This is a genomic window from Bradyrhizobium sp. i1.15.2, assembly GCF_040548425.1.
In the GTDB taxonomy this organism is placed as follows: domain Bacteria; phylum Pseudomonadota; class Alphaproteobacteria; order Rhizobiales; family Xanthobacteraceae; genus Bradyrhizobium; species Bradyrhizobium canariense.
Genome location: NZ_JBEPRQ010000007.1, coordinates 104,215 through 118,565 on the forward strand (window position 1 = coordinate 104,215; position 14,351 = coordinate 118,565).

Annotated in this window: 13 protein-coding genes; 11 read left to right on the forward strand and 2 right to left on the reverse strand. The window is 64.2% G+C overall.

Annotated elements, in window-relative coordinates; all coding sequences use genetic code 11:
• Positions 1 to 25 precede the first annotated feature (25 nt).
• Complete coding sequence (locus ABIB80_RS15315; RefSeq protein WP_007592521.1) at positions 26 to 331, reverse strand: hypothetical protein; 306 nt, start codon at positions 329 to 331, stop codon at positions 26 to 28.
• Positions 332 to 624: 293 nt separating this feature from the next.
• Between ABIB80_RS15315 and cysS the strand changes: the two genes are divergently transcribed.
• The 4 genes from cysS to ABIB80_RS15335 all read left to right on the forward strand — a co-directional run bounded on the left by cysS (position 625) and on the right by ABIB80_RS15335 (position 4,748).
• Positions 625 to 2,007, forward strand: coding sequence for a cysteine--tRNA ligase (cysS, locus tag ABIB80_RS15320; protein WP_354127852.1), 1,383 nt, complete (start codon positions 625 to 627; stop codon positions 2,005 to 2,007).
• Positions 2,008 to 2,122: 115 nt separating this feature from the next.
• Entirely contained in the window at positions 2,123 to 2,632 is a 510-nt protein-coding gene (locus ABIB80_RS15325) for a GNAT family N-acetyltransferase (protein WP_007592515.1), read from the forward strand.
• Positions 2,629 to 4,227, forward strand: a complete 1,599-nt coding sequence (gene cimA, locus ABIB80_RS15330) for a citramalate synthase (RefSeq protein ID WP_354127853.1) — start codon at positions 2,629 to 2,631, stop codon at positions 4,225 to 4,227. Before ABIB80_RS15325 ends, cimA begins: the two co-directional genes overlap by 4 nt.
• A gap of 146 nt (positions 4,228 to 4,373) precedes the next feature.
• The gene (locus tag ABIB80_RS15335) at positions 4,374 to 4,748 is read left to right on the forward strand and encodes a VOC family protein (RefSeq protein ID WP_354127854.1); all 375 of its coding nucleotides are present in this window, start codon (positions 4,374 to 4,376) and stop codon (positions 4,746 to 4,748) included.
• Here the strand turns inward: ABIB80_RS15335 and ABIB80_RS15340 are convergent.
• Positions 4,745 to 5,350: an LOG family protein gene (locus tag ABIB80_RS15340; protein WP_007592508.1), complete on the reverse strand. Its 606-nt coding sequence runs from the start codon at positions 5,348 to 5,350 to the stop codon at positions 4,745 to 4,747. The two genes, ABIB80_RS15335 and ABIB80_RS15340, sit on opposite strands and share 4 nt — an antisense overlap.
• 203 nt (positions 5,351 to 5,553) lie before the next feature.
• Here ABIB80_RS15340 and ABIB80_RS15345 point away from each other — a divergent pair, with 203 nt between their 5' ends.
• The 7 genes from ABIB80_RS15345 (at position 5,554) to ABIB80_RS15375 (ending at position 14,265) form a co-directional block, all read left to right on the forward strand.
• The gene (locus tag ABIB80_RS15345) at positions 5,554 to 7,509 is read left to right on the forward strand and encodes an ABCB family ABC transporter ATP-binding protein/permease (RefSeq protein WP_354127855.1); all 1,956 of its coding nucleotides are present in this window, start codon (positions 5,554 to 5,556) and stop codon (positions 7,507 to 7,509) included.
• A gap of 77 nt (positions 7,510 to 7,586) precedes the next feature.
• Positions 7,587 to 8,291 (forward strand): phosphatidylserine decarboxylase, encoded by a 705-nt coding sequence (locus ABIB80_RS15350; RefSeq protein WP_256375820.1) that lies wholly within the window; start codon positions 7,587 to 7,589, stop codon positions 8,289 to 8,291.
• Between the two features lie 86 nt (positions 8,292 to 8,377).
• Entirely contained in the window at positions 8,378 to 9,259 is an 882-nt protein-coding gene (locus ABIB80_RS15355) for a CDP-alcohol phosphatidyltransferase family protein (RefSeq protein ID WP_007592503.1), read from the forward strand.
• A gap of 131 nt (positions 9,260 to 9,390) precedes the next feature.
• Positions 9,391 to 10,110, forward strand: a complete 720-nt coding sequence (locus tag ABIB80_RS15360; RefSeq protein ID WP_007592501.1) for an RraA family protein — start codon at positions 9,391 to 9,393, stop codon at positions 10,108 to 10,110.
• A 355-nt stretch (positions 10,111 to 10,465) separates the two neighbouring features.
• On the forward strand, positions 10,466 to 11,239 hold the full coding sequence (locus tag ABIB80_RS15365) for a motility protein A (RefSeq protein WP_007592499.1): 774 nt from the start codon (positions 10,466 to 10,468) through the stop codon (positions 11,237 to 11,239).
• Between the two features lie 23 nt (positions 11,240 to 11,262).
• On the forward strand, positions 11,263 to 12,093 hold the full coding sequence (locus ABIB80_RS15370) for an OmpA/MotB family protein (protein WP_007592497.1): 831 nt from the start codon (positions 11,263 to 11,265) through the stop codon (positions 12,091 to 12,093).
• 273 nt (positions 12,094 to 12,366) lie between these two features.
• Positions 12,367 to 14,265, forward strand: coding sequence for a potassium transporter Kup (locus tag ABIB80_RS15375; RefSeq protein ID WP_007592495.1), 1,899 nt, complete (start codon positions 12,367 to 12,369; stop codon positions 14,263 to 14,265).
• The last annotated feature ends 86 nt before the right edge of the window (positions 14,266 to 14,351 follow it).

Sequence of the window (14,351 nt, forward strand, 5' to 3'; positions counted from 1 at the left end):
TAAGGTACGCCAGTTCCGAGCGAATTCAGCGCTGGCAGGTGATTGCGACATATTCGTCGCAATGGCCATGGGAGCAGTTTGCGCCGGATTTGGGGACAGAGCCGGTAATTTCGTCGGGATCGACCCGGCGATAGGCCGAAGCCTGGGCAAAATCGCGTGACTGGCAGTAGGTGCGGGCGACCTGCGCGCCGCATTTGTCGCTCTTGGCCAGGCACTGATCGACGCCGTAGCCATCCGCCTGGTTGGGGATGATGAAGACGCGGGTCTCGGCGAGAGCGCTGGAAACGACAAGGATGGAGGCGCAAGAAATGAGCGCGAGCAATGATCGCATGAAAACACCGGAGGGCAAAAAATAGGAACTGCCAGTTCCAGAATGGGCTCAAATGGTTAAGGATATGAACCATCTATGCGCGGCGGCTGCGCATTGCGGAGATAAAGCGGCATTTTCGCGGCTCTCTTGACGCGGGGCCGCCTCATAGCCCATATGTTCCGTCATGAACGGTCTCCTCGTCATTTGCGCCATTTGCCGCGAGATTACGAGCTAGCGATTCGCTGGCTGGAGCCGTCTTTTCTCAAAACCATTGAGAGCACTGGACGCCCGGCCAACAGCCGACGGGTATCCTTATGGAATTGCGCCTTTACGATACGCTGAGCCGGGAAAAGCGCACCTTCGTGCCGCTCGATGCCAAGGACGTCCGCATGTATGTCTGCGGACCGACCGTCTATGACTTCGCCCATATCGGCAACGCCCGGCCGGTGATCGTGTTCGACGTGCTGTTCCGGCTGCTGCGCCATCTCTACGGTGAGGCGCACGTCAAATATGTCCGCAACATCACCGACGTCGACGACAAGATCAACGACCGCGCGGCGCGGGATTTCCCCGGCCTGCCGCTGAACGAGGCGATCCGGAAAGTCACGGAGCAGACCGGCAAACAGTTTCACGCCGACGTTGACGCACTCGGTGCGCTGCGGCCGAGCGTGGAGCCGCGCGCCACCGAGCATATCGGCGAGATGCGCGAGATCATCGAACGGCTGGTCGCCGGCGGCTTTGCCTATGTTGCCGAGGATCACGCGCTGTTCTCGCCGCAGGCGATGAACGCGGTCGATTCCGGGCTGCCGCGCTATGGCGCGCTGTCCAATCGCTCACTGGACGAGATGGTTGCCGGCGCGCGCGTCGATGTCGCGCCCTACAAGAAGGGCAATACCGACTTCGTGCTGTGGAAGCCCTCCAAGCCCGGCGAGCCGTCATGGCCGTCACCCGCCGGCATCGCCGCGCAGGGGCGGCCGGGCTGGCACGTCGAGTGCTCGGCCATGGCCTGGAAGCATCTCGGCGAGCACTTCGACATCCATGGCGGCGGCATCGATCTCGTATTTCCGCATCACGAGAACGAGGTCGCGCAGACCTGCTGCGCCTTCCACCGGGAGCGCATGGCGAACTACTGGATGCACAACGGCTTCCTGCAGGTCGAGAGCGAGAAGATGTCGAAGTCGCTCGGCAACTTCGTCACGATTCACGAACTGCTCGCGGACTGGCCGGGCGAAGTGCTGCGCCTGAATATGCTCAAGACGCATTACCGCTCGCCGATCGACTGGACGATGAAGTCGCTGGAGGAGAGCGCTAAGACGCTCGACGACTGGTATCGGGTCGCGGCTGACGTCGCACCTGGCAAGCCCGCCCCGTCAGTGGTCGAGCCGCTGCTCGACGACCTCAACACGCCGCTGGCGATCTCGGCGCTACATGGCCTGCGCGGCAGCGACGTTGATGCCCTCGCGGGTTCGTTGCGTCTGCTCGGCTTTCTCTCCGAGAGCGCCGCGCAGTGGGAAGGGCGCAAGCAGCAGGCGAGCGGCGTCGATGCCAAGGAAGTCGAGCGGCTGATCTCGGAGCGGACGGCGGCGCGTGCGCGTAAAGACTTTGCGGAATCCGATCGTATCCGCGATCTGCTTGCCGCGATGGGCGTTGCGATCAAGGACTCCAAGGAAGGCACGACGTGGGAGGTCGCACGATGAAGCGGCCCGACACGCCTTTTCCGCGGCACTGGTTCTATTACATCGCGCTGAAAATCCTGCTGCTCGGCGCCGCCGTGGCGCTGGCACTGAAACTCCATGGGATGTGGTAAAGACGATGGCACAAGCACTCCCAAAGCCCGGCTTGCGGCCCTTCCTGCCGGAGGACGTGCCGGTTCTCGCCGCGATCTTCACGGCCAGCATCGAAGAGCTGACCGGCGACGATTATAGCGAAGCGCAGCAGCAGGCCTGGATGGCGTCGGTGGAGGACGAAGAGTTCGGCAAGGGGCTCGCCTCCGACCTGACGCTGATCGCAACGCTGGAGGGATCACCGGTGGGCTTTGCGTCGCTGCGGGGCAAGGACCATATCCGCATGCTCTATGTGCATCCGGCCGTGGCCGGGCAGGGCCTGGCGACGATGCTCGTCGATGCGCTGGAAAAGCTTGCGGGCGGCCGCGGCGCCGACAAGCTGACGGTCGACGCCAGCGATAACGCGCAGGGCTTTTTCGCTAAGCGCGGCTATGTCGCCATGCAGCGCAACAGCATCACCGTCAACGACGAGTGGCTGGCCAACACCACCATGCAGAAGACGCTCGGCAGCGGCCCCGCGTCGGGAGCGCTGCAATGAGCAAGGAGCGTCTCTATCTGTTCGACACCACGCTGCGTGACGGTGCACAGACCAATGGGGTCGATTTCACGCTGACCGACAAGCAAATCATCGCCCAGATGCTCGATGAACTCGGCATCGACTATGTCGAGGGCGGCTATCCCGGCGCCAATCCGACCGACACCGAGTTCTTCGGCACCAAGCCGAAGTTTTCGCATGCGCGCTTCACTGCGTTTGGCATGACGCGGCGGGCGGGGCGCTCGGTCTCCAACGATCCCGGTGTGGCCGGGCTGCTGGAAGCCAAAGCCGACGCCATCTGCTTCGTGGCGAAGTCGTCGGCCTATCAGGTGCGCGTTGCGCTGGAGACGACCAAGGAGGAGAACCTCGCCTCGATCCGCGACAGCGTCGCGGCGGCGAAGGCCGCCGGCCGCGAGGTGATGCTCGACTGCGAGCATTTCTTCGACGGTTACAAGGAGGATTCCGGTTTCGCGCTCGCCTGCGCGAAAGCTGCCTATGACGCCGGCGCGCGCTGGGTGGTGCTGTGCGACACCAACGGCGGCACCATGCCCAACGAGATCGAAGCGATCGTTGCCGAGGTGACGAAGCACATCCCCGGCGATCATCTCGGTATCCACGCCCATAACGACACCGAGCAGGCGGTGGCGAATTCGCTCGCTGCGGTGCGCGCCGGCGCGCGGCAGATCCAGGGCACGCTGAACGGCCTCGGCGAGCGCTGCGGCAACGCCAATCTCTGCTCGCTGATCCCCACCTTGAAGCTGAAGGCCGAGTTTGCCGACGCCTTCGAGATCGGCGTGACAGCGGAGAAGCTCGCGACCCTGGTCAAAGTGTCGCGCACGCTTGACGACATGCTCAACCGCGTGCCGAACCGGCATGCAGCCTATGTCGGCGAGAGCGCGTTCGTCACCAAGACCGGCATCCATGCCTCCGCCGTGCTGAAGGATCCGCAGACCTACGAACACGTCCTGCCGGAACTGGTCGGCAATCACCGCAAGGTGCTGGTGTCCGACCAGGCCGGACGCTCCAATGTCATCGCCGAGCTCGACCGCGCCGGCATCGCCTACGAGAAGAGCGATCCGAAACTGTCGCGGCTGGTCGAGGAGTTGAAGGAGCGGGAGGCGCAAGGCTACGCCTATGAATCCGCCAACGCCTCGTTCGAGCTGCTGGCGCGGCGCACGCTCGGCAAGGTGCCGCATTATTTCGAGGTCGAGCAGTTCGACGTCAATGTCGAGCAGCGTTACAATTCGCATGGCGAGCGCGTCACCGTGGCGCTGGCGGTGGTCAAGGTCAACGTCGCCGGCGAGCATCTGATCTCGGCGGCCGAAGGCAACGGTCCCGTCAACGCGCTCGACGTCGCGCTGCGCAAGGATCTCGGCAAGTACCAGAAATATATCGAAGGCCTGACGCTGATCGACTATCGCGTGCGTATCCTCAACGGCGGCACCGGCGCGGTCACGCGCGTCCTGATCGAGAGCGAGGACGAGAACGGCGACAGCTGGACCACGGTCGGCGTGTCCCCCAACATTATCGACGCCTCGTTCCAGGCGCTGATGGATTCGGTGATCTACAAGCTGGTGAAGTCGGGCGCGCCGGCGTAGGGGATAGTGACCGTGAGCCATGGCGGCGCCACAAACGCCGTCATTGCGAGGAGCGAAGCGACGAAGCAATCCAGACTGCGTCCGCGGGGCCAGTCTGGATTGCTTCGCTTCGCTCGCAATGACGAGGAGAGAGGGGAGCGCGACCCATGATCGACCACATCTCCGTCGGCGTCAGCGATCTCGAACGTTCGGCGACATTTTACGAAGCAACGCTCGGGGCCCTTGGGCTCACGCGCATCGTCACGCGGCCGCGGACGATCGGCTTTGGCAAGGCCTATCCCGAATTCTGGATCAATCTGCGCGAGGGCATGCCGCACGTGCCGCCGGAGAGCGGCGTGCATATCTGCCTGCGGGCCAAGACGACCGCCGAGGTCGATGCATTTCACGCCGCGGCGCTGTCCGTCGGCGTGTCCGACGGCTCGCCGGGTATCCGCCCGCACGATCGCGTGCGTTATTACGCAGCCTTCGTCCTCGACCCCGATGGTAACCGGATCGAGGCGGTGACGTTTCCTGCGGACTAGAGCTTGCGCGCCATTTCCGGGGCGATCTGCTTTTCCGCATCTTCGATCTGCGCTGCCGCCGATTTCAGCTTCGGCAAAATCTCTTCGATCCGATCGGCCTTGAGGATGTCGACCGAAAGCCCGGCGCGGATGAATTCCGTCTGGCGCATGTGCGACAGCAGCGAGAACAGCGGCTCCCAGAAATTATCGATGTTGGCCAGCAGCACCGGCTTGGCGTGACGTCCGAGCTGCTTCCAGGTCAATTGCTCGACCAGTTCCTCCAGCGTGCCGACGCCGCCCGGCAGCGCCACGAAGGCGTCGGAGCGTTCGAACATCAGCCGCTTGCGCTCGTGCATATCGGGGGTGACGATCATCTCCTGCACGCGCGTCAGCGCGTTTTCGCGCATCCGCAGGAAATCGGGGATGATGCCGGTGACAGTGCCGCCGTGATCGAGCACGGAGGTCGCGACCGAGCCCATCAGGCCGAGCGAGCCGCCGCCGTAGACGAGGCGGATGTTGTTCTCGGCGAGCGCCTTGCCGAACGCCTTGGCGCCTTCGGTGAAACGGGGATTGGTTCCTGGGCCGGAGCCGCAATAGACACAGACGGTTTTGATCGTGCTCATTGGTGCCATGATGCATTGCAGCGGAGAGGCGTCAAGCCCAATCGGTGATTCGGGACTTCCGGAAATCTACCGGTAAACGACGGCGAACAATCGAAGATTCGCCATCTGGCGGGGTGCATGGGCATCGGTAAGGCTCTATATGACAATCGAAAATCCTTAATAGCAACGCAGCCCGCATCCCACGGGCTTTTTCAGGCTTCTTGATGGACCAAGCTCAATTGCCCGCCGGCCCCAACGTTCCTGATCCCGCCGGGGGGCCGCTGGAGCGGGCCACGCTGATGGGCACGCTGGCGCATCTGTGGCCCTATATCTGGCCGGGCGACCGCTTCGACCTGAAGATGCGCGTGGTCTGGTCGATGGTGCTGCTGCTCGCCGCCAAGCTGATCACGCTGACGGTTCCTTTCAGCTTCAAATGGGCGACCGACGCGCTGACCGGCGCCAACACCGCGCCGGTTCAGGCCGACAATTGGCACCTCTGGGTGATCGCCTCGCCGCTGCTGCTGACCGCCAGCTATGGCGTGATGCGCATCGTGATGGCGGTGCTCACGCAATGGCGCGACGGTATTTTCGCGCGCGTTGCCATGCATGCGGTGCGCAAGCTCGCCACCATCACCTTCATCCACATGCACGAGCTGTCGCTGCGCTTCCACCTGGAGCGCAAGACCGGCGGCTTGACGCGCGTGCTCGAGCGCGGCCGCGAGGGCATCGAGGTCATCGTGCGCATGGTGATCCTGCAGCTGATCCCGACCATCGTCGAGGTCTCGCTGCTGATGGCCGTGCTGCTGTGGCAGTTCGATTGGCGCTACGTGCTCGCGACCCTCGTCACTGTCGCGGTCTACATGTACTACACCTACATCGCGACCGAGTGGCGGATCGGCATCCGCCGCAAGATGAACGATGCCGACACCGAGGCGAACACCAAGGCGATCGACTCGCTGCTCAACTACGAGACCGTCAAATATTTCAGCGCCGAGACCCGTGAGGCGCAGCGCTACGACCGATCGGTCGCGCGTTACGAGGAGTCGAGCGTCCAGGCTTACACTTCGCTTGCCGTGCTCAACACCGGACAAGCCGTGATCTTCACGCTGGGGCTGACCGCGACCATGCTGATGTGCGCGATCGGCGTGCGCAACGGCACCAACACGGTCGGCGATTTCGTGCTGGTCAACGCCATGATGATCCAGCTCTACCAGCCCTTGAATTTCATGGGCATGGTCTATCGCGAGATCAAGCAGGCGATCATCGACATCGAGAAGATGTTCAACGTGCTTGGACGCGAGGCCGAGATCAAGGACGCGCCGGGCGCGAAGCCGCTGGTGGTCTCCGCGGGCAATGTGCGTTTCGAGGACGTGCGCTTTGCCTATGAGCCGTCCCGTCCGATCCTCAAGGGCATCAGCTTCGAGGTGCCGGCCGGCAAGACGGTCGCGATCGTCGGCCCGTCAGGTGCGGGCAAGTCGACCATCTCGCGGCTTTTGTTTCGCCTCTATGACATTTCCGGCGGCAAGATCCTGATCGACGGCCAGGACATTCGCGAAGTCACGCAGGCGAGCTTGCGCGCGTCCATCGGCATGGTGCCGCAGGACACCGTGCTGTTCAACGACACCATCCGCTACAACATCCGCTACGGCCGTTGGGACGCCAGCGATGCCGAGGTCGAGCAGGCAGCGCAGCTGGCGCAGATCGATCATTTCATCCGCATGGCGCCGAAAGGCTACGAGACCCAGGTCGGCGAGCGCGGCCTGAAACTGTCAGGTGGTGAAAAACAACGGGTCGCGATCGCGCGCACCGTGTTGAAGGCGCCGCCGATCCTGGTGCTGGACGAGGCGACCTCCGCACTGGACACCCACACCGAGCACGAGATCCAGGGCGCACTCGAGCGCGTGGCCAAGAACCGCACCTCGCTGGTGATCGCCCATCGGCTCTCGACCATCGTCGGCGCCGACGAGATCATCGTGCTGGACCAGGGCCGCATCGCCGAGCGCGGCACCCACGCGAAACTGCTCGCGGAGGAGGGGCTTTACGCCAGCATGTGGAACAGGCAGCGCGAGGCCGAGGCGGCGCGCGAGAAACTGGCCAGGATGGCCGACCCTGACGAGGCGCCCAACCGGGAGCCACCGCCGGTCGCCGATGTCCTGACGACGCCTGCGGCGGCGGAGTGACCTTGTCTCCGGTCCCAACTCTGGCCTAAACAACACCACCGCGCGGGACGACCTGCGCCATCAACCCTGAGCGGCAGATAGCGATGTCCATTCTCGATTCGATCCAGCGTCAGATCCCGCCGATCCACAAGGAGGGTTATCCCTTCATCGGAGGCTTTGCGCTGGCAAGCCTCGTCCTGTTCTGGCTGTGGTCGCCGTTGGGGTGGATCGGCACTATCCTGACCGTGTGGTGCGCGCTGTTCTTCCGCGACCCCGTGCGTGTGACTCCTGTGCGCGAGGGGCTCGTGGTGTCGCCGGCCGACGGCCGCGTCTCGATGATCACCATGGCGCTGCCGCCGGCCGAGCTCGGGCTCGGCGACCGGCCACTGCCGCGCATCTCGGTGTTCATGAGCGTGTTCAACTGCCATGTGAACCGCAGCCCGATCACGGGCCGGGTGGACCGTATCGCCTACCGTCCCGGCCTGTTCATCAATGCCGAGCTGGACAAGGCGAGCGAGGACAATGAGCGCAACTCGCTGGCGATCACGACGCCGACGGCGCGGATCGGCGTGGTCCAGATCGCAGGGCTCGTCGCCAAGCGCATCGTCTGCTTCGTCAAAGAGGGGCAGGCAATCGGCGCCGGTGAGCGCTTCGGTCTGATCCGCTTCGGCTCGCGGCTCGACGTCTATCTGCCGCTGGGCACCAGGGCGCTGGTCTCGGAAGGCCAGACCGCGATCGCCGGCGAGACGATTCTGGCCGATCTCGCCGGAGACGACCCGAGCCGCGCCTACCGCTCCAATTAACCAATAAGTCGGCCCGAAGGGTCTTCCGCCGCAATGGCGGAGGGGAACGCGGCTTGCTATATCTCGCCCCAAGGTGAGGACGAGCCATGACGCCCTACGACTTCAAAGATCCTGATGTGCGCCGCCGGCGGTTCCGCCCGATCCCGGTGCGCATGCTGGTGCCCAACGTCATCACGCTGCTGGCGATCTGCGCCGGCCTGACCTCGATCCGGCTCTCGATCGAGGGGCGGATGTCGCTCGCGGTCTACGCCATCGTGTTCGCGGCGGCGCTCGACGGCATCGACGGCCGCATCGCGCGCATGATCAAGGGGCAGTCCAAGTTCGGCGCCGAGCTCGACAGCCTCGCCGACTTCGTCAATTTCGGCGTGGCGCCCGGCCTGATGCTGTATTTCTGGCAGCTGCACGAACTCGGCAATGCCGGCTGGATCGCCGCCATGGTGTTCGCGATCTCCGGTGGCCTCCGCCTGGCGCGCTTCAATGCCACCATGGACGATCCCAACAAGCCGGCCTTTGCCGCCAATTTCTTCACCGGCGTGCCGGCGCCGGCGGGCGCGATCACGGTGCTGCTGCCGATCTATGTCGCGTTCCTCGATCTCGGCCGGCTGCCTGCGGCGGTGACGGCTGCCTATACGCTGCTGATCGCCTTCCTGATGGTGTCGCGCCTGCCGGTGTTCTCCGGCAAGACCAAGCGCATGCGCGTGCCGCCCGAACTGGTGCTGCCTGCGTTCGTCGCGGTGATCGTCTTCATCGCGATCCTGATCGCCTATCCCTGGCACGTGTTGTCGATCGGCACCGTGCTGTATCTGCTCGCTTTGCCGCTCGGCTACAAATCCTATCGCGACCAGGCACGCGCGATGGAAGCCACGGCGCCGGCGGGAGGCGAGGTCTCGTCGCCGCCGTCGGCACCGACGCTGGCAAACCTGTCGGAGCCGCCGCGCGACGACGACCGGCCTGACCGGCTGCACTGAGCCACTTAAGCAGCAAGACTTGGATATCTGCCATGAGGTGCCCTGAGTTGGGTTGAGGCCCGATCTCGGCTATATCGCCTGGTGACGGCGGCACCGCGCCAACAGCGGCCGCCAATCTGGGAGAGAACGCCGTGACGAATATCGCGACCGGGCCGCTGCCCGCTTCCGTCCTCGAAGCGCTGGGCCGCTATGACACGCCGACGATCTGCAATGCCATGGAGATCGTGGCGCCCGAGCGCCGGCTGATCGGCTACACCACCAAGCCGCTGGTCTGCCCATTTCCCGATCTGCCGCCGATCGTCGGCTATGCCCGCACGGTCGCGATCCGCTCGGTGCTGAAAAACTCGCTACCGGCGGAAGAGCAGTCCAAGCGCCGCATCGACTATTACGAATATGTCGGTACCGGCCACGGTCCGCGCATCTCGGTGATCCAGGATATCGACGGTCCCGACGTCGGCTACGGCGCGTTCTGGGGCGAGGTGCAGAGCAACGTGCACAAGGCGCTCGGCTGCCTCGGCGTCATCACCGACGGTTCGATCCGCGACATCCCGCAATGGGCGCCGGGCTTCCAGGCACTGGCCGGCTCGATCGGCCCGTCGCATGCATGGGTGCATGCCGAGAGCTTTGGCGGCGAGGTGCGCGTTGCCGGCATGACCGTGAAGTCGGACGATCTGATCCACGCCGATCTGCACGGCGCCATCGTGATCCCGCACGACATCGCAGCAAAGTTGCCCGAGGCAGCCGAGCTCTGCGGCCGCCGCGAGACGCCGATCCTCGAGATCGCCCGCAGCCCCGACTTCTCGTTGGAGAAGTTGAAAGCTGCGCTGAAGCGTTCGGCGGAGATTCACTAACGGCGGGACCGGAACGATCTACGGTTGCGACGCCGCTCGCAGGCTGCCCTGTTCCGTCAGGAACAAGGCGGCCCGATCCGGCTCGCCGAGCATCGCGGCAGCGCAGCCGAGGACTTCGCGCGTCCCGCCTTGGGTGACGGTGCGGGGCCGCCGTATGGTTAGCAAAATGTTGAAATCCGTGTCGGCAGTCGGCAAAAGCCGGCGCCTTTCAGCGCGCTGCGGCCGCCAGGCGCGCCGGCTCAACTTAACCTTTACGCGTCTTTAATCGCGGCTCACTAGGGTTTCCGATGCGGTTCGGGGTTGGGCCGCGCCATCGGCCAGGACGGCCGTTGTTGCGTTCGCGTTGGAGTCTCCCATGGATATCATGACGAGCATCGGGCTCGTGGCGGGCATTGTCGTCATCGCGACGATGATGCTGCTGGGCGGCGATCTCCACATGTTCATTTCCGAGCATGCGATGATCATCATCTTCGGCGGCTCGACGGCTGCGACCATGATCCGCTTTCCGCTCTCGACGCTGATCCACGGCCTGCCGCTCGGCGCCAAGTTTGCCTTCACGATGAGCCGTCTGTCAGCGCATGATCTGGTCGACGAACTCGCCCGCATCGCCGAGATCGCCCGCAAGCAGGGGCCGGTGGGTTTGGAAAAGGTCGAGACCGACGAGCCGTTCCTCGCCAAGGGCATCCGCTACGTCGCCGACGGCTACGACCTCGATTTCATTCGCGACAATCTCGAGCGCGACCGCGACAATTTCCTGATGCATCTGGACGAAGGCAGCAAGATCTACCGCGCTATCGGCGACTGCGCCCCGGCCTTCGGCATGGTCGGCACGCTGATCGGCATGGTGCAGATGTTCGCCAACATGACCGACCCGTCAAAGCTCGGGCCGTTCATGGCGACCGCGCTGCTCGCGACTCTCTACGGCGCGCTGGTCGCCAACCTGTTCTGTATCCCGATCGCGGACAAGCTGCATGGCAAGCTCCTGGACGAAGAGACCAACCGCACGCTGATCATCGACGGCATCCTGATGATCCGCGACTCCAAGAGCCCGACGCTGGTCCGCGAAATGCTGCTGGCCTATCTGCCCGAGAAGCACCGCCACGCCGAAGGCGAGCCGGTGCCGGCCTGAGGCCGCGCGTCGGGATTTGAGACATGGCCAAGAAGAAGCGCGGCGATTCACACGGAGGCGGTCACGGCTGGTTCGTGACCTTCGCCGATCTGATGGGCCTGATGATGAGCTTCTTCGTGATGCTCGTCGCGTTCTCGACCCAGGATGCCAACAAGCTGAAGGTCGTCGCAGGCTCCATGCGCGACGCCTTCGGTGTCCAGACCGAAGCGCGCTATTCCGGCATCGTCGAGTCCGACGGGCTGCCGACCCGCCCTCGGCTGAAGAACGTCGATCACATTCAGCCCGAGGACTCCTCCAACACGCCGACGCCGGACCAGGAGGATCGTGACCGCACCTCGGGCGCGAAGATCAAGGTCGACCGGAATTTTGCACTGGCGGCGGCCTCGCTGCGCCAGGCGTTGCAGGACATGCCGGAACTGACCGAGATGTCCAAGCACATCATGTTCGAGGAGACCAAGCAGGGCCTCAACCTCGAGATCGTGGACCAGGACGGCCGCTCGATGTTCGCCGACGGCTCCAAGGTGCCCTATGACCGCACCCGTCGCCTGATCGAGAAGCTTGCTGTTCCGCTCAAGGCGACGCCGCTGCGCGTCTCCATCGCCGGCCATACCGCGGCTGGATTCGTGCCGACCCGCAGCGACTACGGCGCCTTCGACCTGTCGGCCGATCGCGCCAATGCCGTGCGTCAGATTCTCGAACGCGAGGGCTTGCCGGCCGCCCATGTCTTCGCCGTCGCCGGCAAGGCGGACACCCAGCCGCTGTTTCCGGACGATCCCTCGCTCGCGGCCAACCGGCGGGTGACCATCACCCTGATGCGCGAAGATCCGCCGCTGCCGCCGAATCTGAAGCCGTAGGGCGCATTCGAGCGAAGCGGGCCCTGTTTCGCGCGAAGAAAGCGCGACAAAACAAGGATGTAGAGCCAATTCCCGTTCAATCGGGAACGGGAAGGCTCTGGGCTCTTGCGCCACCATCTTACCTGAGGCATGTCGTCGCGTGGGCGACGACCGTTGCTGCGCCGTCACAGCATCCGTCCCGGCGCCTGCTATGGTGACGTGCTGATTGACAGGGGCGCCGGAACCGTCAAAAGGCGCCGGATCAATTCTCGGGCAGAAGCGTTCCAGTTTCATATGACGGCGAGCATCACATCGACCGAAGCTCCGGACGGGCCGGTCACCTCTGGTTTCTGGGGCCTGACGCTCGGGAGTATCGGCGTTGTCTTCGGCGACATCGGCACGTCGCCGCTCTATGCATTCCACGAGGCCGTCAGGGGTGCCGCCCATGGCCAGCCGGTCTCGCGGGTCATGGTGCTCGGGGTGCTCTCGCTGATCCTCTGGGCGCTGCTGATCGTCGTCACCGCCAAATACGTTCTGCTGCTGCTGCGCGCCGACAACAACGGGGAGGGCGGCACGCTTTCCCTCATGGCGCTCGGCCAGCGCGCGCTCGGGCGGCGGAGCTGGTTCCTGATGGCGCTCGGCGTGGTCGGCGCCTCCATGTTCATCGGCGATTCCATGATCACGCCGGCGATCTCGGTGTTGTCGGCGGTCGAGGGTCTGAAGCTCGCCACGCCCGCCTTCGAGCACTATGTGGTTCCCCTGACCGTGCTCATCCTGGCGCTGCTGTTCGCGGTCCAAAGCAAGGGGACGGCGCTGGTGGCCTCGGCCTTCGGGCCGGTGATGGTCGTCTGGTTCACCGTTCTTGCCGTGTTGGGCGTCGTTCACATCGCCGACGATCCGTCGGTGCTGGCAGCGATCAATCCCTATTACGCGCTGCAATTCCTGCTGTCGCACGGCACGATCGGCCTGGTGACATTGGGCGCGGTGTTCCTCGCGGTGACCGGCGGTGAGGCGCTCTACGCAGATCTGGGCCATTTCGGCCGCAAGCCGATCCAGTCAGCCTGGATGTTCTTCGTGCTGCCCTCGCTCCTGATCAACTATTTCGGGCAGGGCGCGCTGGTGCTGTCCGATCCCAGCGCGATCGAGCACTCTTTCTATCGCATGGTCCCCGAGCACTTCGTGCTGCCGCTGGTCGGGCTTGCGACCGCGGCGACGGTGATCGCGAGCCAAGCGGTGATCACAGGGGCCTATTCGCTGGTCTATCAGGCGGTGCAGCTCGGCCTCCTGCCGCGCTTCGAGGTGCGCTTCACCTCGGAAACCCACGCCGGCCAGATCTATCTGCCGCGTGTCAATCGGCTGCTCCTGATCGGTGTGATGCTGCTGGTGCTGTTGTTCCACACCCCCAGCAATCTGGCTTCGGCCTACGGTATTGCGGTCTCCACCACCATGGTTGCCGACGGCATCATGGGCTTCATCGTGATCTGGAAATTGTGGAACTGGCGCGCCGCGACGGCCGCAGCGGTGATCCTGCCCTTCGTCGTGGTCGACATAAGTTTCTTCAGCGCGAATCTTCTGAAGCTGCTTGAAGGCGCCTGGGTGCCGCTGCTGTTCGGCGCGATCATGGCCGGGACAATCTGGACCTGGCGGCGAGGGTCCGCGATCCTGATCCAGAAAACGCGCCGCATCGAGGTGCCGCTGGACGATTTGATCCGGAGCCTGGAGAAGCGGCCGCCGCACATCGTCAAGGGCACCGCGGTGTTCCTGACGAGCGATCCCTCCTTCGTGCCGACCGCGCTGCTGCACAATCTCAAGCACAACAAGGTGCTGCACGAGCATAACGTGGTCCTGACCATCGAGACCGCGCATACGCCGCGGGTCGATCTGTCGGAGCGTTTCCGGATGGAGAAGATCAGCGACAAGTTCTTCAAGGTCCGCCTGCGCTTCGGCTACATGGAGCAGCCGAACGTGCCCAAGGCGCTCGCGATCGCGCGCAAGCAGGGCTGGCAGTTCGACATCATGTCGACCTCGTTCTTCGTGTCGCGGCGCTCGCTGAAGGCGTCGGCGCAATCCGGCATGCCGCTTTGGCAGGACCATTTGTTCATCGCGCTGAGCCGGTCCGCCAACGACGCCACCGACTATTTCCAGATTCCCACGGGCCGGGTGGTTGAAGTCGGAACCCAGGTCACCATCTAAGCGGCGACTGGCAGAGACATGCCAAATTGCATACCTAAGCCCCAAAAACGGGCTAGGCTATGCCGGTAGCGCAGGCCTATAAGCCC

What these genes read in the sequence shown, in the direction of transcription:
- ABIB80_RS15365 (WP_007592499.1), top strand. Translation starts at nt 10,466, where the DNA reads ATGGATATCATGACGAGCATCGGGCTCGTGGCGGGCATTGTCGTCATC.
- ABIB80_RS15345 (WP_354127855.1), top strand. Translation starts at nt 5,554, where the DNA reads ATGGACCAAGCTCAATTGCCCGCCGGCCCCAACGTTCCTGATCCCGCC.
- ABIB80_RS15370 (WP_007592497.1), top strand. Translation starts at nt 11,263, where the DNA reads ATGGCCAAGAAGAAGCGCGGCGATTCACACGGAGGCGGTCACGGCTGG.
- ABIB80_RS15355 (WP_007592503.1), top strand. Translation starts at nt 8,378, where the DNA reads ATGACGCCCTACGACTTCAAAGATCCTGATGTGCGCCGCCGGCGGTTC.
- cimA (WP_354127853.1), top strand. Translation starts at nt 2,629, where the DNA reads ATGAGCAAGGAGCGTCTCTATCTGTTCGACACCACGCTGCGTGACGGT.
- ABIB80_RS15375 (WP_007592495.1), top strand. Translation starts at nt 12,367, where the DNA reads ATGACGGCGAGCATCACATCGACCGAAGCTCCGGACGGGCCGGTCACC.
- ABIB80_RS15335 (WP_354127854.1), top strand. Translation starts at nt 4,374, where the DNA reads ATGATCGACCACATCTCCGTCGGCGTCAGCGATCTCGAACGTTCGGCG.
- ABIB80_RS15315 (WP_007592521.1), bottom strand. Translation starts at nt 331, where the DNA reads ATGCGATCATTGCTCGCGCTCATTTCTTGCGCCTCCATCCTTGTCGTT.
- cysS (WP_354127852.1), top strand. Translation starts at nt 625, where the DNA reads ATGGAATTGCGCCTTTACGATACGCTGAGCCGGGAAAAGCGCACCTTC.
- ABIB80_RS15340 (WP_007592508.1), bottom strand. Translation starts at nt 5,350, where the DNA reads ATGAGCACGATCAAAACCGTCTGTGTCTATTGCGGCTCCGGCCCAGGA.
- ABIB80_RS15325 (WP_007592515.1), top strand. Translation starts at nt 2,123, where the DNA reads ATGGCACAAGCACTCCCAAAGCCCGGCTTGCGGCCCTTCCTGCCGGAG.